This is a genomic window from Streptomyces sp. NBC_00012, from assembly GCF_045040875.1.
Taxonomy (GTDB): domain Bacteria; phylum Actinomycetota; class Actinomycetes; order Streptomycetales; family Streptomycetaceae; genus Streptomyces.
This window is the reverse complement of sequence record NZ_CP108309.1, coordinates 4,610,920-4,632,479: the sequence shown is the minus strand read 5'-3', so window position 1 is coordinate 4,632,479 and position 21,560 is coordinate 4,610,920. Positions and strand designations below refer to the sequence as shown.

Annotated in this window: 22 protein-coding genes and 1 pseudogene; 17 read left to right on the top strand and 6 right to left on the bottom strand. The window is 71.5% G+C overall.

What is annotated here, in order from left to right:
- The first annotated feature begins 122 nt into the window (after positions 1-122).
- The 3 genes from OHA19_RS21300 (at position 123) to OHA19_RS21290 (ending at position 2,825) form a co-directional block, all read left to right on the top strand.
- Entirely contained in the window at positions 123-1,256 is a 1,134-nt protein-coding gene (locus OHA19_RS21300; protein WP_405721632.1) for a cytochrome P450, read from the top strand.
- A complete protein-coding gene (locus OHA19_RS21295; RefSeq protein WP_405751158.1) occupies positions 1,253-2,032 on the top strand; it encodes an enoyl-CoA hydratase/isomerase family protein in 780 nt (259 codons plus the stop codon). Before OHA19_RS21300 ends, OHA19_RS21295 begins: the two co-directional genes overlap by 4 nt.
- A gap of 262 nt (positions 2,033-2,294) precedes the next feature.
- Complete coding sequence (locus OHA19_RS21290; RefSeq protein ID WP_405714313.1) at positions 2,295-2,825, top strand: CAP domain-containing protein; 531 nt, start codon at positions 2,295-2,297, stop codon at positions 2,823-2,825.
- Positions 2,826-2,840: 15 nt separating this feature from the next.
- On the opposite strand, the gene OHA19_RS21285 is transcribed toward OHA19_RS21290, so the two are convergent.
- Positions 2,841-3,602: a hypothetical protein gene (locus OHA19_RS21285; protein WP_405714315.1), complete on the bottom strand. Its 762-nt coding sequence runs from the start codon at positions 3,600-3,602 to the stop codon at positions 2,841-2,843.
- A gap of 44 nt (positions 3,603-3,646) precedes the next feature.
- Entirely contained in the window at positions 3,647-4,645 is a 999-nt protein-coding gene (locus OHA19_RS21280) for a hypothetical protein (protein WP_405714317.1), read from the bottom strand.
- Between the two features lie 254 nt (positions 4,646-4,899).
- On the opposite strand from OHA19_RS21280, the gene OHA19_RS21275 reads away from it, so the two are divergent.
- From OHA19_RS21275 to OHA19_RS21255, 5 genes are all read left to right on the top strand, one after another.
- The gene (locus OHA19_RS21275) at positions 4,900-6,186 is read left to right on the top strand and encodes an FAD-dependent oxidoreductase (protein ID WP_405751155.1); all 1,287 of its coding nucleotides are present in this window, start codon (positions 4,900-4,902) and stop codon (positions 6,184-6,186) included.
- Positions 6,187-6,370: 184 nt separating this feature from the next.
- Entirely contained in the window at positions 6,371-8,578 is a 2,208-nt protein-coding gene (locus OHA19_RS21270) for an MMPL family transporter (RefSeq protein WP_405714321.1), read from the top strand.
- Between the two features lie 121 nt (positions 8,579-8,699).
- Positions 8,700-9,962, top strand: coding sequence for a sensor histidine kinase (locus tag OHA19_RS21265; RefSeq protein WP_405714323.1), 1,263 nt, complete (start codon positions 8,700-8,702; stop codon positions 9,960-9,962).
- Complete coding sequence (locus OHA19_RS21260) at positions 9,959-10,648, top strand: response regulator (protein WP_405714325.1); 690 nt, start codon at positions 9,959-9,961, stop codon at positions 10,646-10,648. Before OHA19_RS21265 ends, OHA19_RS21260 begins: the two co-directional genes overlap by 4 nt.
- A gap of 94 nt (positions 10,649-10,742) precedes the next feature.
- Positions 10,743-11,543, top strand: a complete 801-nt coding sequence (locus tag OHA19_RS21255; RefSeq protein WP_405714327.1) for a VOC family protein — start codon at positions 10,743-10,745, stop codon at positions 11,541-11,543.
- Between the two features lie 4 nt (positions 11,544-11,547).
- Here OHA19_RS21255 and OHA19_RS21250 read toward each other — a convergent pair whose 3' ends face one another.
- The gene (locus OHA19_RS21250) at positions 11,548-12,357 is read right to left on the bottom strand and encodes an HAD-IIA family hydrolase (RefSeq protein WP_405714328.1); all 810 of its coding nucleotides are present in this window, start codon (positions 12,355-12,357) and stop codon (positions 11,548-11,550) included.
- Between the two features lie 83 nt (positions 12,358-12,440).
- On the opposite strand from OHA19_RS21250, the pseudogene OHA19_RS21245 reads away from it, so the two are divergent.
- Positions 12,441-13,067: pseudogene (locus tag OHA19_RS21245) on the top strand (phosphoribosyltransferase); the annotation flags it as partial.
- A gap of 91 nt (positions 13,068-13,158) precedes the next feature.
- On the opposite strand, the gene OHA19_RS21240 reads toward OHA19_RS21245, so the two are convergent.
- From OHA19_RS21240 to OHA19_RS21230, 3 genes are all read right to left on the bottom strand, one after another.
- Positions 13,159-14,679 (bottom strand): alpha/beta hydrolase, encoded by a 1,521-nt coding sequence (locus OHA19_RS21240; protein WP_405714330.1) that lies wholly within the window; start codon positions 14,677-14,679, stop codon positions 13,159-13,161.
- Positions 14,680-14,743: 64 nt separating this feature from the next.
- On the bottom strand, positions 14,744-14,953 hold the full coding sequence (locus tag OHA19_RS21235; RefSeq protein WP_405714332.1) for a DUF397 domain-containing protein: 210 nt from the start codon (positions 14,951-14,953) through the stop codon (positions 14,744-14,746).
- Positions 14,950-15,777, bottom strand: coding sequence for a helix-turn-helix transcriptional regulator (locus OHA19_RS21230; protein ID WP_405714333.1), 828 nt, complete (start codon positions 15,775-15,777; stop codon positions 14,950-14,952). Before OHA19_RS21230 ends, OHA19_RS21235 begins: the two co-directional genes overlap by 4 nt.
- A 107-nt stretch (positions 15,778-15,884) precedes the next feature.
- Here OHA19_RS21230 and OHA19_RS21225 point away from each other — a divergent pair, with 107 nt between their 5' ends.
- The 8 genes from OHA19_RS21225 to OHA19_RS21190 all read left to right on the top strand — a co-directional run bounded on the left by OHA19_RS21225 (position 15,885) and on the right by OHA19_RS21190 (position 21,549).
- Positions 15,885-16,061: a hypothetical protein gene (locus OHA19_RS21225; protein ID WP_405751152.1), complete on the top strand. Its 177-nt coding sequence runs from the start codon at positions 15,885-15,887 to the stop codon at positions 16,059-16,061.
- Positions 16,062-16,337: 276 nt separating this feature from the next.
- Positions 16,338-16,502 (top strand): hypothetical protein, encoded by a 165-nt coding sequence (locus OHA19_RS21220; RefSeq protein ID WP_405714337.1) that lies wholly within the window; start codon positions 16,338-16,340, stop codon positions 16,500-16,502.
- Between the two features lie 114 nt (positions 16,503-16,616).
- A complete protein-coding gene (locus OHA19_RS21215) occupies positions 16,617-17,072 on the top strand; it encodes a carboxymuconolactone decarboxylase family protein (RefSeq protein WP_405714339.1) in 456 nt (151 codons plus the stop codon).
- 66 nt (positions 17,073-17,138) lie between these two features.
- Positions 17,139-17,549, top strand: coding sequence for a fluoride efflux transporter CrcB (crcB, locus tag OHA19_RS21210; protein ID WP_405714340.1), 411 nt, complete (start codon positions 17,139-17,141; stop codon positions 17,547-17,549).
- The gene (locus OHA19_RS21205; RefSeq protein WP_405714343.1) at positions 17,546-17,902 is read left to right on the top strand and encodes a DUF190 domain-containing protein; all 357 of its coding nucleotides are present in this window, start codon (positions 17,546-17,548) and stop codon (positions 17,900-17,902) included. Before crcB (OHA19_RS21210) ends, OHA19_RS21205 begins: the two co-directional genes overlap by 4 nt.
- Positions 17,899-18,273, top strand: a complete 375-nt coding sequence (crcB, locus tag OHA19_RS21200) for a fluoride efflux transporter CrcB (protein ID WP_405714345.1) — start codon at positions 17,899-17,901, stop codon at positions 18,271-18,273. Before OHA19_RS21205 ends, crcB (OHA19_RS21200) begins: the two co-directional genes overlap by 4 nt.
- A gap of 374 nt (positions 18,274-18,647) precedes the next feature.
- Positions 18,648-19,427 carry an SDR family oxidoreductase gene (locus OHA19_RS21195; RefSeq protein WP_405714347.1) on the top strand — a complete coding sequence of 260 codons (780 nt, stop codon included), beginning with the start codon at positions 18,648-18,650 and terminating at the stop codon, positions 19,425-19,427.
- Between the two features lie 223 nt (positions 19,428-19,650).
- Positions 19,651-21,549: a LamG-like jellyroll fold domain-containing protein gene (locus OHA19_RS21190; protein ID WP_405714349.1), complete on the top strand. Its 1,899-nt coding sequence runs from the start codon at positions 19,651-19,653 to the stop codon at positions 21,547-21,549.
- The last annotated feature ends 11 nt before the right edge of the window (positions 21,550-21,560 follow it).

Below are 21,560 nucleotides of genomic sequence, written 5' to 3'. Positions count from 1 at the left end.
GCGCTATATGTGGCACAGCCAGGCCCCCCGTCGACCGCCGTGCCCTCATCTCCCTCCTGAGACGCCTCAAATCGCCGGAAGGGCAGGCCGATCCCTACCCTTTGCTGGCCGATCTGAGAGACATGGGCGATGTCGTACGTGCTCCCTGGGACGCGTACTTCGTCACCGGTTACGACACGTGCAGCGAGGTGCTGCGCGGGCGCAACTGGCTGGCGCCCGACTTCGCCTGGCAGGAGCGCCAGGCGGACACCGAGCGCTGGGAGGCCGTCGCCACGCAGGAGATGACCAAGACGCTCTCCCGGCTCAACGCCCCCGAGCACACCTGCCAGCGCCGCAGCCTCGGCAACCTCTTCGACCGGTCGACCATCGCGCGGCTCACCCCGCGGGTCGAGGAGCACGTCACCCGGCTCCTCGACGAGCTGGCCGGCAAACTGCGCTGGGGAGAGGCCGACCTCGTCAGTACGGTCAGCGAGCAGCTCCCGATCAGCACCATCGGCTCCTGGCTGGGGATCCCGCCCGAGGACTACGACCACATCCTGGAGATCACCCACAACCAGGTGCACGCCCAGGAGCTGCTGCCCACCAAGAGCCAGCTCGCCGTCTCAGCCGAGGCGACCGTCGAGCTGCGCAGCTACTTCACCGAGCTCGTGAAGCAGCGCCGGGCCAGCCCCGGCAACGATGTCCTCACCGGCTGGATCCACACCTGGGACGCGCGGGAGCCCGACCGCGACACAGCGGACGAGATCCTCTACCGGCTCACGATGTTCGTCACCATCGCCTCGCTGGAGACCACCGCCACACTGCTGTCGGCCATGGTGGACCTGCTCCTGAAGGAGCCCGGCCGGTGGGCGTGGCTCGGGGAGAACCCCGGATACATCGACGCCGCCGTCGACGAGGTCCTGCGGTACGACCCGCCGATCCACATCAACACCCGGATCGCTGCCGAGGACACCGTGCTGGCGGGCGTTCCGATCGCCAAGGACAGCATGGTCCACGTCATGTACGGCGCCGCCAACCACGACCCGCGGCGCAACGACGACCCGGACACCTTCGACGTCCGGCGCACCGGCGGAACGCACCTGACCTTCGGGGGCGGGGTGCACTACTGCCTCGGCGCGGCCCTCGCCCGCCTGGAGGCGCGCACACTCCTGACCCAGCTGCTGAAACGCTTCCCCACCCTGCGCGCCGCCTCGCCGGCCGGTTACGCGTCCCGGCTGGTCTTCCGGCGGATCACCTCGCTGGGCGTGGCGATATGAAGCTCTCGCTCCCGCAGTACCTGACCCCGTTCCGGCGGCCGAGCACGGTACGCGCCGAGCGCGAGGGCGCCGTCCTGCGCGTGGAGCTGGACTCCCCCGCCACCGGCAACGCGGTCACCGAGGCGATGCTGGACGACCTGCTGACGGTCCTGGCCGTGCCGGACCCCGAGGTCAGGGTGCTGGTGCTCAGCGGGGCCGGCGACGACTTCTGCCTGGGCGGCGACCGGAACGAGTTCGCCGACTGGCTCGACGAGGACCCCACCGGCCGGGGCATCCGGATCGCCGGCGACAAGGCCCGCCGTGTCTGCGAGGCGATCTCCACCAACCCGGCCGTCACCATCGCCCGGATCCAGGGCAAGGCGATCGGCGCGGGACTCGCGCTGGCCCTCGCCTGCGATCTGCGCGTAGGTGCCGACACCGCAGGGTTCCGGCTGCCGGAGCTGGCGCTCGGGCTGCCCACCGCCTGGGGCGGCGTACTGCCCCGGCTCATCCACGAGGTCGGCGCCGCACGGGCCCGCGAACTCATCCTCACCGGACGCGCCTTCAACGCCACCGAGGCGTACGAACTGTCGGTCCTCCAGCGCGTCGTCCCCGAGGACGAACTCGACGCGGCCGTCACCGCCTGGACCAAGCCGATCGTGCGCCGCCCCGAGGCCGCCCTGCGCGTCACGAAGGCCCTGCTCAACTCGTACGCCGCCCCGACCCGGCTGGCCGACCCGTCCGTGCTGGACGCGGAACTCATGGCCACGGTCGCGGCGGCGACCCGGCGGCGCTGAGACCCGGTGCCGCCGGGAGAGCGCCGGGAAGGCTGAGGCACGAGGCGGGGTGCCGGGCCCGGGGCCCGGGCCCCGCCACTGCCACCGACACCGCCACCAGTGCCGTACGGACCTGCGAAACGGGTAGTACTTCCGCCTGTCGCCCCGCGCCGGGGGCCGTTCCAGCGATGAGGACCGCAAGATGTCTTCGGAGCCGGGCACGGAAGCTGCGCGGAGCCGGCCGCACAGGGCTGCTCCGCAGACATCGAGCGAGGTCATATACATGAGGAAGCACCGCAGGAAGACGCCCTGTCGAAGGACAACCGTCGCGCTAGTCGCGGTCGTCGCAGCCGGGGCCGTGGGCATCCCCACCGCCGCCATGGCCTCCGACGCCCCGCAGGAGAAGCCCGCCGCGTCCACGCGCGCGTCGAAGGCCCCGGGCGCCGCCACCCGCGTGCTGAAGCTCGTCAACAGAGAGCGCCGCAAGGCGGGTTGCTCGCCGCTGAAGCTGAACGCCGAGCTGACGAAGGCCGCCCAGGTCCACAGCGCGGACATGGCATCGCACAGGAACATGTCCCACACGGGCTCCGGCGGCTCGGCCCCGGACGACCGGATCTCGCGTGCCGGTTACGACTCGCACGCGTACGGCGAGAACATCGCCCACGGCTACGCCACCCCCGAGAGCGTCGTGCGGGGCTGGATGGCCAGCCCCGGCCACAAGCGCAACATCCTCGACTGCTCGTTCAAGGAGATCGGCGTGGGCCTCGCCCGGCCCGGCAACTACTGGACGCAGGACTTCGGGACCGCCCGCTGACGCTCCGGCCGTGGATCACCGCTGAAGAGTGGCCGGACTCGCGAGAGTGAGTCCGGTCCACCGCTCCAGCACTTCGGCGTGGCTGCCCGCCGCGGTCGCACGGGCGACCGCGGCGGCCTCCTCCGGCGTGGGCCCGCCATCGCGGGAGAGCAGAGCGAGCGGCCAGGCCGGGGTGCCGGGCTGTGCTCCGTCGAAGGGGTACCAGTCCCAGGCCGTGTCGAACCGCCAGGCGCGCCCGTCCCGGTCGGCGACCTCGTCGCCCGGTTCGAGGAAGGCGTACGGACGGAAGAGCAGTTGGACACGGATCGGTTCACCGCCGTCCGGGTCGACCGCGTAGCCCTGCTCCTCGAGTTCCGGGTCATGGGTTTCGCCCTGTCGCAGGACGTCCAGGTAGGACGCGGGCCGGGGCAGCATCCCGGTCTCCAGGGGCGGATCGAAGTGAGCGACCTCCAGGACGTGCACCACGGTCGGAGGGATGCCGACCCGACAGGTGTCGCCCGGCTTCAGCTCGGTCTCCACCGGTTCGGTTCGGAAGAGCTCCCATTCACGGGCCTCGGGCGTCGGAAGTGCCCGCTGACCGTTCCACCTGAAGCTCTCCGCCTGTGTGTCCACCTCCAGCCACGGGCACCGTACGGTGATGTGGAAGCGGGAGACCTCGGTGACCGTCGTCCCGGTGAACGGACACTCCAGCTCCAGCACATCGCCCGCCCGGAACCGGACACCGCCGCTGTCCGCGCCCCGCCGGTCCGCCTCGGACCCGTCCGTCTGCTCGTCCACCACGTCCTCCTGGGAGCTCGGAGGAATCATCGCAGCAGGCGGTGTCAGCCCTCAGCCGGGAAGGCCGCCGGTGTGCCGTTGATCGCGGCGACGCGTTCGCGCCAGGGGACGGGTTCGGGCTCGGGGTGGGCGGCGGCGCTGCGGCAGGAGGGGCACTCGGTTTCGTCGAAGAGGGGACGGAAGACGTGTGGGTCGCCGGGGCCCGCGCATTCGACGAGTTCGGGGAGGGATGGGCGTTCGTGGGGCCGGTGCCGGGCCGGGGCTTCGGGGAGTTTCTGAATGAGGCGGTGGCGCAGGAAGCCGACGGCCGAGCGGACGCCGTCCCGCGGGCGTTCGGCGAGCAGGGCGTGGCGGAGGTCGGATTCGCTCATGCCGCGTTCGAGCCACTTGACGGCCTCCACGGCGAGTGCGCGGGCCTCGCGCACGCCCAGGTGCAGTTCGCGGCGGGCGTGGCGCAGGGAGAGCAGGACCCGTTCCGCTCTCGCCAGTTGGGTGCGGTCCGCGGTGGTGGCCCGCTGGGCCGGTACGGGCGCGGGCTCTGCCACGGGTTCGGGTTGGGAGGGTGGGTGGGGAGTTGTCTTATCACTGTGGTCTTCTACGGGTTTATAACCACCGGCCCTCCGAGGGGTCGGTGCACCGACCGTCGGAAATCGCGTACCCGGTGACGGAGCTGTGAGCGGGGCCGCGGAGGAGGCCGTGGACGGGGCCGTGGGCGGGGCTTTCCGTAAGCAGCCCGCCTGCTCGCTCGTCAGCGGCGTGTTCGCGACGAGTTGCTCGGTCGTCCAGCGGCCTTTCTCGCCCTGGCTCCGCCACTCGTGCACGTAGCCCTGCTCGACGAGTTGGCGCTTCGCCTTCTGGTACGCGCAGCCCTTGATGCCCAGTTTGCGGGCGAGTTCACCCAACGGCTTGCACGTGGCATCGCCGGGGAGGCCCTGGACGTAAAGGATCAGGATCTTCGCGTCACTGCTCAGACGCGGGTGGCGTACGACATCGTTCGATGCCTTCGTATAGCGCGCGGAGGGCGCGATAGCATGACGCAGCATTTCTGGTGGGTCGCTTCCACTGGTGGTGTAAGGCCCTCGGACTGGTGTTGTAGCACCGCCGGGGGCCGCTCCATGTACACGAAGGCACACGGAGTGTGATGACTCGGTCACCGTAGCGCACGTTCTCCATCTCCCGCCACGTGGACGGGATTTCGCGCGATCACGCCACTGCCCTCGCCTGCGGCGCGTCCTCGTGACTAGGATTGAAACGTATCAATCACACGCTCCATCACCGGCCGAGACGCGAGGCATCCATGCGGACGTACGAATACGACATCGTTGTCATAGGCGGCGGGCCCTCCGGGGTCCCGGCAGCCGTCCAGGCCGCCCGGCTCGGTGCGCGCACGCTGCTGGTGGAGAAGAACGCCGGGCTGGGCGGCACGACCACCGCCGCCAACGTCGCGTTCCCGGGGCTCTTCCACGCCTGGGGCGAGCAGGTCATCGCCGGGATCGGCTGGGAACTGGTGTGCAGGGCCGTCGAGTTGAGCGGCGACGAGCTGCCGGACTTCCGTCACGACGAGCGTCCGCACTGGCAGCGCCAGGTGCGGGTGAACGCGCCGCTGTACGGGGCGCTGCTGCTGGAGGAGGTCCACAACAGCGGCATCGATCTGCGGCTGCACACGATGCCCGCCTCGGCGCGCTGGACCGGTGAGCAGTGGGAGCTCCGGCTGTGCGGCAAGGACGGGCTCGAAACGGTCACCGCCCGGCGGCTCGTCGACTGCACCGGTGACGCGGACGTGATCGGCCTGGCCGGTCTTGAGCGCCGCCGCAACCAGGAACGCCAGCCCGGCACCATCGACATCCGGCTGTCCGGCTACGACGTCGACGCCCTCGACCACGACGAGCTCGACCGCAGGCACGCCGAGGCGGTCGGGTCGGGGGCGCTGCTCGCCTCGGACCTCGGCTCCCGGGGCCGGCCGCTGCTGCCGTTCCTGGCGAAGCGGGGCGAGAACGCCATCCATCTCGTCGGGATCGAGGGCGCGACGAGCGAGGGCCGTACCGCCGGGGAGCTCGCGGGCGCGGCGGCGGTCCTTCGGATCTACCGCTTCCTGCGCACCCTGCCGGGGCTCGACGGGCTCCGGCTCGACTTCCGCGCCTCGGAGGTCGGGGTCCGCGAGAGCGTCACGATCGCCGCCCGCACGACCGTGACCGGGGAGGACTACCTGGCAGGGCGGGTCTGGGCCGACTCGGTGTGCAACAGCTTCTACCCGATCGACATCCACCGCCCGGACGGCGACGGGATCGACAAGACCCATCTGCGCCACGGGGTGGTCCCCACCGTGCCCCGCGGCGCGATGGTCCCGGCCAGCAACCCGTACGCCCTCGTCGCGGGGCGCTGCATCGGCTCCGACCAGGCGGCGAACTCGGCGCTGCGGGTGCAGGCCACGGCCATGGCGACGGGGCAGGCCGCCGGTGCGCTCGCGGCGATGGCCGCGGACCGGGGGACGGACGTCACCGGCGTACCGATGGCCGGTCTGCACCGGGTGCTCGTACACTCCGGGGCGATCGTGCCCACGCTGCCGGCCGAGGCACAGGTCTGACCGGGACGGGCACTCACCCCCGAGGACGGTGCGACACACCCTGGGTGTCCTGTTCAGGGGGCATGGCGGAACGGCCGCGTACTGCAACGACAGTACGCAGGACTCCATGCAGCCGCACGACGACGATGACGTGGGCGTTCACGAAGGATCGAGGCATCCCTTCGAGAGACTGGAGCGCCTCCTCGTGGCTACTTTCCTTTACCGGCTGGGCCGCTTCTCCTTCCGGAGACGCCGGCTCGTCGCCCTGCTCTGGGTGGTGATCCTGGCCGCCTGCGGGTTCGCCGCCGCCAAGGCTCCGGCCGCCGCCGAGGACGGGTTCTCGATGCCCGGGACGGAGTCGCAGAAGGCGTTCGACCTGCTCGACCAGCGCTTCCCGGGCAGCAATTCCAAGGGTGCCGACGCCCGCATCGTCTTCGTCGCGCCCGAGGGCCAGAAGGTCACGGCGAGCGCGAACAAGGCGGCCGTCGAGAAGATCGTCGCGGACGTGGCGGGCGGCGACCAGGTCAAGGGCGCCCTCGACCCGTTCAAGATGGCCGGTGCGGTCAGCAAGGACGGCACCACCGCGTACTCCACCGTCTCGTACGACGTGCAGAGCATCGACCTCACCGACGCCACCACCGAGGCGCTCCAGGACGCCGCGAAGGCCGGGCGGGACGCCGGGCTGACCGTGGAGCTCGGCGGATCGGCCCTGGTGCCGGAGGGCGAGGGGGGCGGCAGCACCGAGCTCATCGGCGTCGCCGCGGCCGCGGTCGTCCTGCTCATCACCTTCGGGTCGCTCGCCGCGGCGGGCCTCCCGCTGCTCACCGCGATCATCGGCGTCGGCGTCGGCGTGGCCTCCATCGTCGCCATCGGGATGTCCACGACCACGACCACGCTCGCCCTGATGCTGGGGCTCGCGGTCGGCATCGACTACGCCCTGTTCATCGTCTCGCGCTACCGGACCGAACGCACCGAGGGCCACGACGCCGAGGAGGCCGTGGCACGGGCCGTGGGCACGGCGGGCTCCGCGGTCGTCTTCGCGGGCCTCACCGTGGTCATCGCCCTGGCGGGCCTGTCCGTGGTCGGCATCCCCGTCCTGACCAAGATGGGTCTCGCCGCGGCGAGCACCGTCGTGATCGCCGTCCTGGTCGCGATGACCCTGCTGCCCGCGCTCCTCGGCTTCTTCCGCAAGGCCGTCCTGCCGCGCGCCCAGCGCAAGGGGCACGGCGGGCAGCGCGCCAAGGGCGCCCGGCCCAACCTGGGCACCCGCTGGGCGAGCTTCGTGATCCGCCGGCCGCTCGCGGTCCTGGTGTTCTCCGTCCTCGGCCTCGGGCTGATCTCCGTACCGGCGCTCGATCTCCAGCTCGGCATGCCGGGCGACGAGGCGAAGTCCACCTCGACCACCCAGCGCCGCGCCTACGACGCCCTGGCCGACGGCTTCGGCCCCGGCTTCAACGGACCGCTGACCGTGGTCGTCGACGCCAAGGGCTCGGACGACCCGAAGGCCGCCGCGGCACGGGCCGCCGAGCAGCTCACCGCCACCAAGGGCATCGTCGCCACGACGCCCCCCGCCTTCAACGCGGCCGGTGACACCGCGGTGCTCACCGCCGTGCCCTCCACCGGACCGAGTTCCGAGGACACCACGGACCTCGTCCACACCATCCGCGACGAGGCTCACGGCCTGAAGTCCGACACCGGTGCGACGATGCTCGTCACCGGCACGACCGCGGTGAACATCGATGTGTCGCAGAAGGTCAACGACGCGCTGCTGCCCTACCTCGCGCTCGTCGTCGGCCTGGCCTTCCTGCTCCTGATGGTCGTCTTCCGCTCGCTGCTGGTCCCGCTCAAGGCGGCGCTCGGCTTCCTGCTGTCGGTGGCGGCGGCCTTCGGCACGATCGTCGCGGTCTTCCAGTGGGGCTGGCTCGCCGACGCCCTCGGCGTCGAGCAGACCGGACCGGTGATGAGCATGATGCCGATCTTCCTGATCGGGGTGGTCTTCGGTCTGGCCATGGACTACGAGGTCTTCCTCGTGACCCGGATGCGGGAGGCCTACGTCCACGGGGAACGGCCCGGCGAGGCGATCGTCACCGGGTTCCGGCACAGTGCGCGGGTCGTCGGCGCCGCGGCCGTCATCATGATCGCGGTGTTCGCCGGGTTCATCGGGATGAACGAGTCGATGATCAAGATGATGGGCGTCGGTCTCGCCTCGGCGGTCTTCTTCGACGCCTTCGTCGTCCGGATGACGGTCGTCCCGGCGGTGCTCGCCCTCCTCGGCCACCGGGCGTGGTGGCTGCCGGAGTGGCTGGCGAGGATCGTGCCCCAGGTGGACGTCGAGGGCGAGAAGCTGAACCACGGCGGGCCGGCGGAACTGCGCCCGGAGACGGAACCGGAGCCGGAGCCCGTACGTGCATGAGCCGTAGGCGCATGAGTCGCCGTGGAGTGAGATGAAGCGGTCGGAGGCCCGTCCGTCGTGTGTGTGACGGGCGGGCCTCCGGCCGCCCCGCGCGCACGGTCGGCCGGGTCGAGGACCATGGATGGTCGGACAGACCCCGCGCAAGAGGAAGCGAGACCCCGTGTTCAGCGACTGGTGGCAGTGGGCCCGACGCCACCCCCGGGCCGTCGACGTGGCGATCGCCGTGGTGCTGTGGCTCTTCGCGGTCTTCTCCAGCACCCTGACCGGCGCCCGGATCGTCCGCGCCCCGACGCTCGCCTTCTCCCTGGCCGCCGTCGTGCCCTCCGTCGTGCTGCTGCTGGGACAGCACAGATTCCCGCGCACGGTGGTGGCGGTGACGACGGTGTGCGGTGGCGTCCTGGCCCTCATGGGCACCCGCATCGGGTTCGACCCCAGTCCCAGCGTCGCCGGTGCCGCCCTGGTCGCCCTCTACCTCCTGGCCCTGCGCACCGACCTCCGCACGACCATCGTGTACTCGGTCGGGTCGGCCGTCACCCTCATCGCCATGTCCATCTGCCTGGGCAAGGGCGCGCTGCTGCGGCCCGATCAGATCGGCACCCTCTCGTGCGTCCTGCTGGCGGGCGCCGTCGGTGAGTCGGTACGGAACCGGCGCGGCCATCTCGCCGCCGTGGAGGCACGGGCCGAACTGGCGGAACACACCCGCGAGGAGGAGGCGCTTCGCCGGGTGAGCGAGGAACGGACCCGGATCGCCCGCGAGCTCCACGACATCGTCGCGCATCACATCGCCCTCGCCCACGCCCAGGCGGCCACCGCCGCGTATCTGCTGCGCAGCCGGCCCGAGCAGGCGCAGGACATGATGGACCAGCTCGCCGGAACCACCTCCTCCGCGCTGCGCGAACTCAAGGCGACCGTGGGGCTGCTGCGCCGCGAGGGGGACCCGGAGACGCCTCTGGAACCCTCCCCCGGGCTGGCCCAGCTCCCGGAGCTGATCGCCTCGTTCGAGCAGACCGGCCTGGTCGTCACGGTGTCGGTGGAGGGCGAGCGGCGGGCGCTGTCCTCGGGCACGGACCTGACCGCGTACCGGATCGTGCAGGAGGCGCTGACCAACGTCACCAAACACGCGGACTCCGCGACGGCGTCGGTCCGCCTCCGCTACACGCGGCGGCTGCTCTCACTCACCATCACCGACGACGGACACGGACCGCGGACGGCGGGCGAGCCGGGCTACGGCCTCATCGGCATGCGCGAGCGGGCCCTGTCCGCGGGCGGCTGGCTGGCCGCCGGGCACCGGGCGAGCGGCGGCTTCGAAGTGACCACGGAACTTCCCCTGGAGACGGCGGAACCCGAACCGCACCAGGACGACGAGGAGAGGACGGCGCGGTGACCATCCGGGTACTGCTGGCCGATGACCAGGCGCTGCTGGCCGGGACCTTCCGGCTGCTGATCGAGTCGAACGACGACATGGAGGTCGTCGGGGTCGCGGCGGACGGCCGGGAGGCCGTGGAGAAGGCCCGCGCCACCGCGCCGGACGTGGTCGTGATGGACATCCGCATGCCGGGCATGGACGGGCTGGCGGCCACCGAGGAGATCTGCCGCGACGAGGCGCTGCGGCAGACCCGGATCCTCATCCTCACCACGTTCGAGATCGACGAGTACGTGGCCGGCGCCCTGCGCGCGGGCGCCAGCGGCTTCCTCGGCAAGGACGTCGGCCCCGAGGAGCTCCTGGACGCGATCCGGACGGTGGCCGCGGGCGACACGCTCCTGTCCCCGACCGCCACCCGGGCCCTCATCACCCGCTACCTGGCCCGCCCGGAGGGCGGTGTCGCCGCGCCCGAGTCGCTGGACGCGCTGACCGCCCGCGAGCGCGAGGTCATGGCCCAGGCCGCCGAGGGCCTGTCGAACGACGAGATCGCCGCCCGGATGCACGTCAGCCCGCTGACCGTACGCACGCACGTGGGGCGTGCGATGACGAAGCTGGGCGCCCGGCACCGGGCCCAGCTGGTCGCCATGGCCTACCAGTCGGGCCTGGTGCGGGTGGACCCGCCGCAGGGCCGGGGCACACCCGGGTAGCCCCGGGGCCCGTGTTCCCGGCGCGCGGGGAGGCGGTCCCCTGGCTAGCGTGAAAAGCCGGACCACCCCCACCGAGCACGAAGGAGTCAGGGCCATGGCTGTACAACCGGAGGGCACACCGTGCTGGGCCGACGCGATGTTCGCCGACCTGGAGGGCGCGAAGAGCTTCTACGGTGATGTGCTGGGCTGGACGTTCGGCGAGTCCTCGTCCGAGTTCGGCGACTACACGCAGGCATACGCCGACGGCAAGGCGGTCGCCGCGGTGGTGCCCCCGATGCCCGGCCAGGAGGGCCACTCGGCCTGGTGTCTGTACCTGGCCTCACCGGACGCCGAGGCCACCGCCGCGAAGATCCGCGACAACGGCGGCGAGACCCTGATGGACCCCATGCAGGTCGGCGAGTTCGGCACGATGATGCTGGCCCGCGACCCCAGCGGCGTCGCCTTCGGCGTGTGGCAGGCCGGCACCCACGAGGGCTTCGAGGCGCAGGGTGTGCCCGGCGCGTTCTGCTGGGCCGAGGTCTTCACCCGGGAGCCCGAGAAGTCCGACGCGTTCTTCCCCGCCGTCTTCCCGTACACCATGGTGAAGATGGAGGAGGACGAGCACGTCGACTTCCGGATGTTCAACCTGGGCGACAAGACCGTCATGGGGCGGATGAAGATGGGCGACGATTTCCCGCCCGAGGTCCCGCCGTATCTGAATGTGTACTTCACCGTCGCCGACTGCGACGCGGCGGTGGCGAAGGCCACCGAGCGCGGCGGCGTCCTGCGGTTCGGGCCGATGACCATGCCGTTCGGCCGGTTCGCCGCGCTGACCGACCCGCAGGGCGTGGCGTTCTCCGTCATCGACATCAACACGACCGAGGGCGAGATCCCCAAGACGAAGCCGGTGTCCTGAGCCGTCAGGGGGGTGTCTGCCGCTCAAGCAGGTCGGGCAGGTCGGGCAGGTCGGCGAAGGAGTCGATCACGTGGTCCGGCGTGCCCTCGGCCGCGCGGTGCGTCTCGGGGAGGTACTTGCCGGTCCTGACGAGTACGCCGGTGAGCCCCGCGGCCTGGGCCGCCAGCACGTCGGACTCGATGTCGTCGCCCACCATCAGGGCCTCGGACGCGGTGACGCCGAGGTGGGCCAGGGCCGCGGCGAAGAACGATCCGGCCGGTTTGCCGGTGATCTCCGCCTCGGTCCGGGCCGCCCGCTCCAGCCCCAGGAGGAAGGCCCCGGTGTCGAGGTCGAGCCCGGTGGCCGTGCGCCAGTACAGGTTCCGGTGCATGGCTACGAGCCGGGCGCCGCGCTGCAGATGCCGGAAGGCGTGGTTCAGCTCCGCGTAGCCGAAGGCGTCCCCGGCCCCGCCGATGACGACGACGTCCGGCGCCTCGCCCTCGCCCTCCTCATCGACCAGGGTCACGCCCGTCAGATCGTCCCGGATGTCCCCGGAGTTGATCAGCAGACAGCGGGCGCCGGGGTGGTGCTCACGCAGGTGCGCCGCGGTGGCGGCCGGAGCGGTGAGGATGTCCTCGGCCGTGACGGGAAAGCCCTGGCCCGCGAGTTTCGCGGCGATCGAGGCGCGGGTGCGGGAGGTGGTGTTGGTGACCAGGACCAGCGGGACACCCGCCTCGCGCAGGCGCCGCATCGCCGCGACGGTGCCGGGCAGCGGTTTCCACGCCACCGTGAGCACTCCGTCGATATCGATCAGAACCGCTCCGATTCGTCCCATACAAACGACCTTGCCCGAGTTGCGGGGGTGCCGCACATGGGGTTGTTTCGAAGGGAGGGAAGCCTGCTTGGGGGTGAACCACCATGCTGTTCGCCGACCGCGAGGACGCGGGCCAGCAGCTGGCCGAGGCGCTGCGCCACCTCGAACGGGAGAACCCCGTCGTACTGGGGCTGCCCCGCGGCGGAGTCCCGGTGGCCTTCCAGGTGGCCCAGACGCTCGGCGCCGAACTCGATGTGATCGTCGTCCGCAAGCTCGGCGTGCCGCACCACGAGGAGGTGGCGTTCGGCGCCATCGGCGAGGGCGGGGTCCGGGTCATCAACGACGACGTCGCCTCCCGGCTGCGGTCCGGGAAGCAGGATCTCGCGGCGGTCGAACGGGTCGAGGAGGCGGAGCTCGTACGGCGGGCGCAGGTGTACCGGGCCGGCCGGGTACGTACCCCGCTCGCCGGCCGGACGGTGATCGTCGTGGACGACGGCATCGCGACCGGCGCCACGGCCGAGGCGGCCTGCCTGGTGATACGGGCCCAGCAGCCGGCGCGGGTGGTGGCGGCCGTGCCGGTGGCACCGCCGGACGCCGTCGTGCGGCTGCGCCGGAGCGCGGACGAGGTGGTGTGCCTGTCGGTGCCGCGCCTGTTCTACGCGGTCGGCGAGTGGTACCGGGACTTCTCGCAGACGTCCGACGAGGAGGTCGTCACCCTGCTGGCAGAGGCCAGGAACAGCGGCCATGCGACGCCGGGCTGCGACTGAGCGGGGCGCCTGCCCCGCCCGGTCACGGGCCCGGCTCCGTACGGCCGTGCGGTGGTCAGTTCGCGCAGTACGTGTCGCGCTCCGGCCGCATCCCCGTCGTCAGGAACGTCGTGACCGTGCGGTCGCCGCAGGCGTTCCCGCTGCCCAGGTACATGCCGTGCCCACCGTGGTCGACGGTGACCATGCGGGCCCGGTCACCGAAGGCCGCGCGCATCTTCAGGGCGCCGGAGTACGGGGTCGCCGGGTCGCGCAGCCCCTGGATCATCAGGACGTTGGACGGCCCCTGGTCCGTGATCCTGGTCGGCTGCTCGGCCGGCCCGTCCTTCCAGAACGCACACGGGGTGATGTTCACCGGCCACCCGGCGGTCAGCGGGTGCTTCACCCGGTCGTCGGCGACGGCCCGCCCGTACGAGGCGACCGTGCCCTGCCAGCGCACGTCGTTGCAGACCACGCCCATCGAGACCGCCGCGTCCGCGTCCGGCACCGGCCCGCTCAGCACGCCGGGCAGGTCCGGCTTCACCGAGGTGTCCAGGGCCGCCCGGACGAGCCCCGCCGCCCCGGCAAAGGCACCGTCGTCCTCCAGGCCCATCTGGAGCGCCAGGCGCAGCCGGTTGCCGGTCAGCGGGTGGCCCGCCGTGGTGGTCTCCCTCGGCTCCCGGTCCAGCCGCGCCGCCAGGTCCAGCACCAGCGGCCGCACGTCCTCGGCCCGCTGCGCGAGCCGCAGCCCCTCCGCGTCCCTGGCCGGGTCGGAGGCCCAGCGCGCGAAGTCGGGGAACCGGTCGGCCACCCCCACCGCCATGTTCGCCAGCCAGCCCTGCCCGACCTTCGACGGGTTCGGGTCACCGTTGCTGTCCAGCACCCAACGGTCCGTGCGCTGCGGGTACTTCTGCGCGTAAACAGCGCCCACGTAGGTGCCGTACGAGGTGCCCCAGGCCGACAGTTTCTCCTCGCCGAGCACCTGCCGGAAGCGGTCGATGTCCCGCGCCTCGTTGGCCGTGGTGAGGCTCCGCAGCACCGCTCCGCCGTTGCGGGCGCAGGTCTCGGCGATGCGCCGGGACCGGGTCACGTTCTCGGTGATCGAGCCGTCGGCGGCGGGCCAGGACCGCATGTTCACCAGCTCCCGGTCCTCCGGGGCGAGCCCGCAGCTCGCCTTCGTGCTGCCGCCGACCCCGCGCGGGTCGAGGCTCACGATGTCGTACCGCCCCTCCATCTCCCGCTGCAACTGCGCCCCCTTCTCCGTCACTTGCTGCACCCCGGAGCCCCCCGGCCCCCCGACGATCACCATCAGCGTCCCGCGCCGCGCGGCGGGCCGGTCGCTGCGGACCCGGGTCACGGCGAGGGAGAGCTGCGGGCCGTCCGGGTCCGCGTAGTCCAGTGGTACGGGCAGCTCGGCACACTCCTGGGCGGCCGGGCCGCCGTCCTGGGCGCAGGGCCGCCAGGAGAGCGCGGTTGCGGGGTTGGCAGCTGCGGGGTTGGCCGAGGCGACGGCCTGCGGGGTCGCGGCCCCGGTGAGAGCGGTGGCGACGGCGGTGACGGACAGGGCGACGAATGCGGCGGATTTTCCGTAAGTCCTCATGCCACAAGGCTGGTTGAGCGCTAGCCCTCAACCCATCCGGGAGGCATGACGGTATGCGGTGGGGTTAGCCCCCGGCGAACTCTCCGGCCTTCACACCCGCCACGAAGGAGGCGAACGAGGCGGCGGAGGCGGTCAGCACCGGACCGCCGGGGTTCTTGGAGTCGCGAACGGGGACCACGCCGCGCGGGGCGACGAGGTTGGCGGCGACCTCGACGCAGGCGCCACCGTTCTCGCTGTACGAAGACTTGAACCAACGGGGAGATTCGGTCGTCACGGGGTGCCCTTTCGTAACTGCTCGATCATGGCCACGGATGCCGCCTGGGAGAGCGCTTCAGCCTGCAACTGATGGTAGGCGGTCAACAGGGGCACCACAGAGGTACTTTCCCGTTCGAGCCGACCCCGCTGCGCGGACTCCGCGTAGGAAACCAGGGATCGGTTCTGCATCGTCAGGACATAGAGCGGCAAGCTGAGCGGGCGACGGTCTCCCATGTCGAACGGAGCGATCTGGAGCACGGTGTTCGGTAGCGCGGCGAACTCGACCAGTCTTGCCAGCTGGGCGTCCATGGTTGCGGGGCTGCCGACAGGCCGCCTGAGACAGCTTTCGTCGAGCACAACGAAGACCAGAGGTGGCGGCGTGCGAGTAAGCGCCGTCTGCCGCTCCGCCACGAGCGAGACCCGTTCGTCTGCCTGCTCGGGTGTGATCGCGCCCCGTTCGACGGTGCGTGCGTTGAGCGCCGATGCGTACTCCGGCGTCTGGAGCACCCCTGGCATGACACCGACCTCGTAGAGCCTGATCTCTGCCGCCCGCGCCTCATGCGTCACGTACTCCGGGAACCCTTCGAGCAGCGCCGTGTACCTCAGGGCCTGGCTCTGACGCTCGAACTTGCCTCCGGTACCGAAGACCCTGTCAGCACTCGCCGCAAAACGGCGAGTTGGAGGGCGGCGACCAGTTTCGACGGCAGAGATGTGCGTTCCGGAGCAGCCCATGCGCTCCCCCAGCTCGTCCTGCGTCCAGCCGCGCTCGTCCCGCAGCGTGCGGAGACGCTGCCCGAAGGCTGCGATGGGAGACCTGTCGGGGTCCAACTCTTTTCGGTTCAACGATTGCCGCCTAACTACCCGTACTTTCTTTGCAAGTTGAAGATGCTCCAACTCTAGGCCAACCTGAGCCCGCTTAGTAGTGGAATGACTACGGAGAGGAGTGACCCGTGTCCGCAAAGACCGGTTCCCCGGCCGGGCAGGAGCCTTGTCCCGGGTGTCAGAAACTCCGCCTGGCCGAAGCTCTCGCCACCGATCAGCGCGACTACAGCAAGGCGACGGACTGCCGGGTGCTGCTCCGGCGCCACCGGAGCACGGTGGCCTGCTCGAAGCGGGGCTCGGCATGAGGGAGCAGAAGTCGGAGCCCGATCCGCAACAAGAGCCGGAGCCGGCTGCGGAGTTGCCCGAGTTCAACCCGCTGCGCTGGCCTCCCTGCGAATGCGCGCGGTGCCGCTCCGGAGCGGACGGCGAAGCTGCGGACTCCACGCTGATACGGCAGCTCCGGGCCAGGGTCACCGAGGAGAACGGGCTCCGCAGCTCGCTCCGGCGGACGTGGTGAGGACGCCGGCGCGCATCAGGTCACAGGACGAATCCCCTTGCCCCATCCCGCGATCACGGCGAGATTGAGGACCGAAGCTGTCCGCACCATCGACTTCTTCGTCTGGGTACACGGCGACCCGCCGGAGATCGGCTACACCGTCGCCCCCACCGTGGAGCAGGTCACCGGCCGCCCGGCGCGCACCTTCGCCGAGTGGGCCGCGGAGCACAAGGAGCGGTTCACGGCTTGACCGAGCGGCAGTAGCGGGCGGCGCCGTCACACTTCCGCTCCGCCGTCCGTCAGTGCAGTGAGGGCGCGGCGAGAACGCCGCCGCGACCGTGACGGACACCGAAGGAGAGACATCATGCAGGCACGCATCCAGAACCCGGCCGAGATCCTTCCCGAGGCCCTGCCACCCGTCCTGGGCCTGGTCAAGGCCATCCAGAAGGGCGGGCTGCCGGAGATCACCCTCGAACTGGTCGGTCTGCGGGTCAGCCAGATCAACGGCTGCACCTTCTGCGTCGACGGGCACGTACGCAACGCCAGGAAGGCCGGTGAGAGCGACGAGCGGCTCTTCGCCGTGTCGGCCTGGCACGACGCGCCGTACTTCACCGACGCCGAGCGGGCCGCGCTGGCGCTCGCGGAGCACTCGACCCGGCTCAGCGACCGCTACGACCCGGTGCCGGACGCCATCTGGGACGAGGCCGCCCGCCACTTCGACGAGAAGCAGCTCTCCGCGCTGGTGCTCGCGATCGGTCTGACGAACCTGTTCAACCGCATCAACGTCACCACCAAGCAGCCCCCGGGCAAGACCTGGTAGGCCACGGACCGGGCACCCCCCGGAGCGATAGCCTGGGGGGTGTAGCAGTCCAGGAGAGAAGCGCCCATGGGATCCCCGAACCCACAAGGTTCCGTCGTCGCGGTGGTCGCGCTCGGCGGTGCGATCGGGGCGTCCGTCCGCTACGGGGCCACGCTGATCTGGCCCACCGTCCCGGGCGGTTTCCCGTGGACGACGCTGGCCGTGAACGCCGTCGGATGTGCGGTGATCGGCGTCTTCATGGTGGTGATCAGCGAGGCGTGGACGGCACACCGGCTGGTGCGGCCGTTCTTCGGTACGGGGGTGCTCGGCGGGTTCACCACGTTCTCGACGTACGCGGTGGACATCCAGCGCCTGCTCGACGGCGGCCGGGTCCGGGCCGGACTGGGGTATCTGGGGCTGACGCTGTTCGCGGCCCTCGCGGCGGTGTGGAGTGCGGTGTGGGCGACCCGCCGCGTGCTGGCCTGGAGGCAGCCATGACGACGCCGGGAACGGAACGGGGCCTGCGCCTGACGGTTCTCGTCGGCGAGTCCGACGGGTGGCACCACCGGCCGGTCTTCACGGAGATCGTGCACCGGGCGCATCTGGCCGGGCTGTCCGGCGCCAGCGTGTTCCGCGGCATCGAGGGCTTCGGCACCTCGTCGATGATCCACACGCAGCGGCTGCTCTCGCTGAGCGAGGACCTGCCGGTGGCGGTCGTGATCGTGGACACCGAGGCACGGATCAGGGCGTTCCTGCCGCTCATCGGGGAACTGACCGCGGACGGCGGGGTCGCCTTCCTGGACGAGTGCGAGATCGTGCGCTTCGGCGACGAACGGGAGCGGGGCAGGTGAACTGGCTGTTGGTGATCGCCGGGGCGGCGGTCGGGGCGCCGCTGCGCTATCTGACAGACCGGGCGGTGCAGTCCCGGCACGACAGCGTCTTCCCGTGGGGGACCTTCACGATCAACGTGTCGGGTTCGCTGATCCTGGGCCTGCTGACCGGTGCGGTGGCGGCCGGCGCCGCCTCCTCCCATCTGCAACTGCTGCTCGGCACCGGGCTGTGCGGGGCGCTCACCACGTACTCGACATTCAGCTACGAGACGCTGCGGCTGGCCGAGGACGGCGCGAAGTCCTACGCGGTGGCCAATGTCGTGGGGAGCGTGGCGGCGGGGCTGGGCGCGGCGCTCGCCGGGGTCGCGCTGGCGCGGGCGCTCTGGGCGTAGGGCCTGTCCCGGGCGGAGCGGTCGGCGTCCCCTGCCACCGCAATGCGAGACGGAGGCAGGGGAACGCCGTCGGCGAGGAGCCGCCATCGAGCGCCGGGCGATTCAACCCGTTCCGCGCCGACAGCGGCCCGTCAGGCGCCGACGCTAGGCAACCGCCGGCGCCCCGCACCGGGCACCACGCCGGGGCGCGGACCGGCATCACCTCAACAGCAGGCGCGCCGCGCCGCGTCCCGGCTCCGGTGCCGTCACCCGGTCGGCGGGCGGCCTTGATCCACTGGCGCCCGCGGTGATTCGCTGCGTGGACCGCATGATCCGCATGACCCGCATGACCCGCATGACCCGCATGCTCCGCGAGCGAAACGAGAGGTTCTCCAGTGCCGCCGGACAGCAGCATCACCCCGTCGCCGTCGCCGTCGCCGCGCCCCGTCACCGTCGTCACCGGCGGCAGCCGGGGAATCGGCGCCGCGACCTGTATCCGCCTGGCGAGGGACGGGCACGACCTCGCCCTGGGCTTCGTGAGCAACGCCGAGGCCGCCGAGCGGACCGCGGCAGCGGTACGGGCCGCCGGGGCGCGCTGTGTCGCGGTGCGGGTGGACACCGCCGTGGAGGCCGATGTGGAACGGCTCTTCGACACGGTGGCCGAGCAGCTCGGACCCGTGACCGGGCTGGTCAACAACGCGGGCGTGACGGGCCCGCTCGGACGGCTCGCCGACACCTCCGCCGAGACGCTGCGCCGCGTCGTGGACGTGAACCTCCTCGGCTACCTGCTGTGCTGCCGCCGGGCCGCGAAGGACATGGCGGCCGGCGGGGCGGGCGCTATCGTCAATGTCTCCTCGGCCGCCGCCACCCTCGGCAGCCCCGGGGACTTCGTCCACTACGCCGCCACGAAGGCGGCGACGGACGCGCTGACGATCGGGCTCTCCAAGGAGCTGGGGCCCGACGGCATCCGGGTCAACGCGGTCGCCCCCGGCATGATCGACACCGATATGCACGCCACGGCGGGCGATCCCGGCCGCGCGGACGCGGCCGTCCCCGGGATCCCGCTCGGCCGTGTCGGATCCGCCCCGGAGATCGCGGCCGCCATCGCCTGGCTGCTGTCGGGCGAGGCGTCCTACGTGACCGGGACGGTCCTGCGGGTCGCGGGCGGGCGGTAGCGGGGCGCGGCAGGCCGGGGCCCGTCACCCGGCCCGCGGTCCCGCGCCCGTACGCCCCCGCCATCACGATCCCGCGCGCCCCCACCGCCACGATCCCGCGCGCCCGGCACTGTGCAATTCATGGAGCCTTCGCCCAGCTGTGGTCCTTACGGACCGGTTTCTCCCCCACGCCGCGGCTAGCTTGCAGACGATCACCCCTACGTTCGTCCCCGCGGAGACATCCATGTGCAGCCCCCTCCACCAGCCCGACGGACCACTTCTGCCCGGCGCGAGCCGTCGTACGTTCCTGCGGGCGACCGCGCTCACCGGTGCCGCCACCGCAGCCACCGGGCTCGCGTCCGCCACGCCTGCCGCGGCCCTTGCCCAGCAGAACACCGGTGCCGTCGCGGCCGGTTGGCGGCCCGACCCCGAGAACCCCAGATTCACGCTCGTCGTCATGCCGGACACCCAGTACCTCTTCGACGGGGCGAGCATCGACAAGGCGCCGGTCGAGGCGTCGTTGCGTTACGTACTCGACCACGGGCGCGACGAGAACATCGTCTTCCTGTCCCATCTGGGCGACCTCACCGAGAGCGGTCAGGCAGGCGAGTTCGCGGCGATCGGCGAGGCGTTCGAGCTGCTCGACCGGCGGCGGGTCGGCTACAGCGTCGTCGCGGGCAACCACGACATCAAGTCCTCCACCGACGACCAGCGCGGCCGCACACCGTACCTGGACACCTTCGGTCCGAAGCGCATGCGGCGCCTGCCGACGTTCGGCGGGGCGACCCCGGACGGATACAACACGTACCACCTGTTCCGCGCCGCCGGGCGCGAGTGGCTGGTGCTGGCGCTCGACTGGCGGCCGTCGACGGCCGGGCTCGCCTGGGCGAAGGACGTCATCGCCCAGCACCCCCGTACACCCGTCATCCTCACCACTCACGAGCTGGTGTACGCGAACGCGGACGGCGACGAGGCCGAACTCTCCGGCCACGGACAGCATCTGTGGGACGAGCTGATCGCCGGGAACGACCAGATCTTCCTCACCCTCAACGGCCACTACTGGCCCGCCGGACGCACCACCCGCAAGAACACCGCGGGCAACGACGTCCATCTGCACATCACCAACTACCAGAACCGCTACTACGGCGGCAGCGCCATGATCCGCCTCTACCGCTTCGACCTGGCCAGGAACACCATCGACGTGGAGACGATCTCCCCGTGGGTCCTCGGCCGCGCGGGCGAGCGGCTCAACGACCTGGAGCGCGGCGAGATCGAACTGACCGGTCCGCAGGACTGTTTCGCCGTCCCCATCGACTTCGAGAAGCGCTTCGCGGGCTTCGCGCCCGTACCCGTACGGGGCCCCCGCCCGGCGAAGCAGCTGCTGATACCGGGCACCGTCGCCTACTGGCGCTTCGACTCCCCTTCGCACCAGGACGGTTCCGCCGCCGACGCCGGCCTGCGCGTCCCCGACCTGTCCGGGCACCGCAACGACCTGGTGCGCGAAGTCGTCCCCGGCAGTGCGTCCGACGCGCTGCGCTGGTCCACCGCCCACCACCCCGACCAGCCCGGCCACGGCAGCCTCTACTTCGACGGCTCGAAGCCGCCGCTGCGGGGCGCGTATCTGCGCACGGAGAACAACGCACCGCTCAACACCAAGACCTTCAGGTCCGGTTACACCATCGAGGCCTTCCTCCGCCTCCCCGCCGACTGGGACGCCGGACGCAACGCCTGGGGCGCCGTACTCGGCCGCCGCGGCACGCTCGGGGCGGCCGGAAAGACCTCCGGCGACCCGGAGGAGCCCGTCGCCACGCTCTCCGTATCGGACGGCCCCGGGCTCCAGTGGGCGGCGGCGCCCCTGAACCAGCCGGGGGCCGTCACCAACTGGAGCCATGAGCTGCTGCGTGAACGGTGGTGGCACGTGGCGCTCGTCAACGACGGGAAGCACACGACGATGTACGTCGACGGCTGCGTGGTCGCCCGCAACCCCGCCACCCGCGCCACCGGTCTCACCACCCTGGGCCTGCCCTGGCTGCTCGGCGCCTACGAGTACGGAGGCAGGCTCGACCAGTTGATGCACGGCTGGATCGGCGACATCAGGATCGTCGAACGGGCCCTGCCCGTAAAGGACTTCATGATCGCCTGAGACCGGCCGGC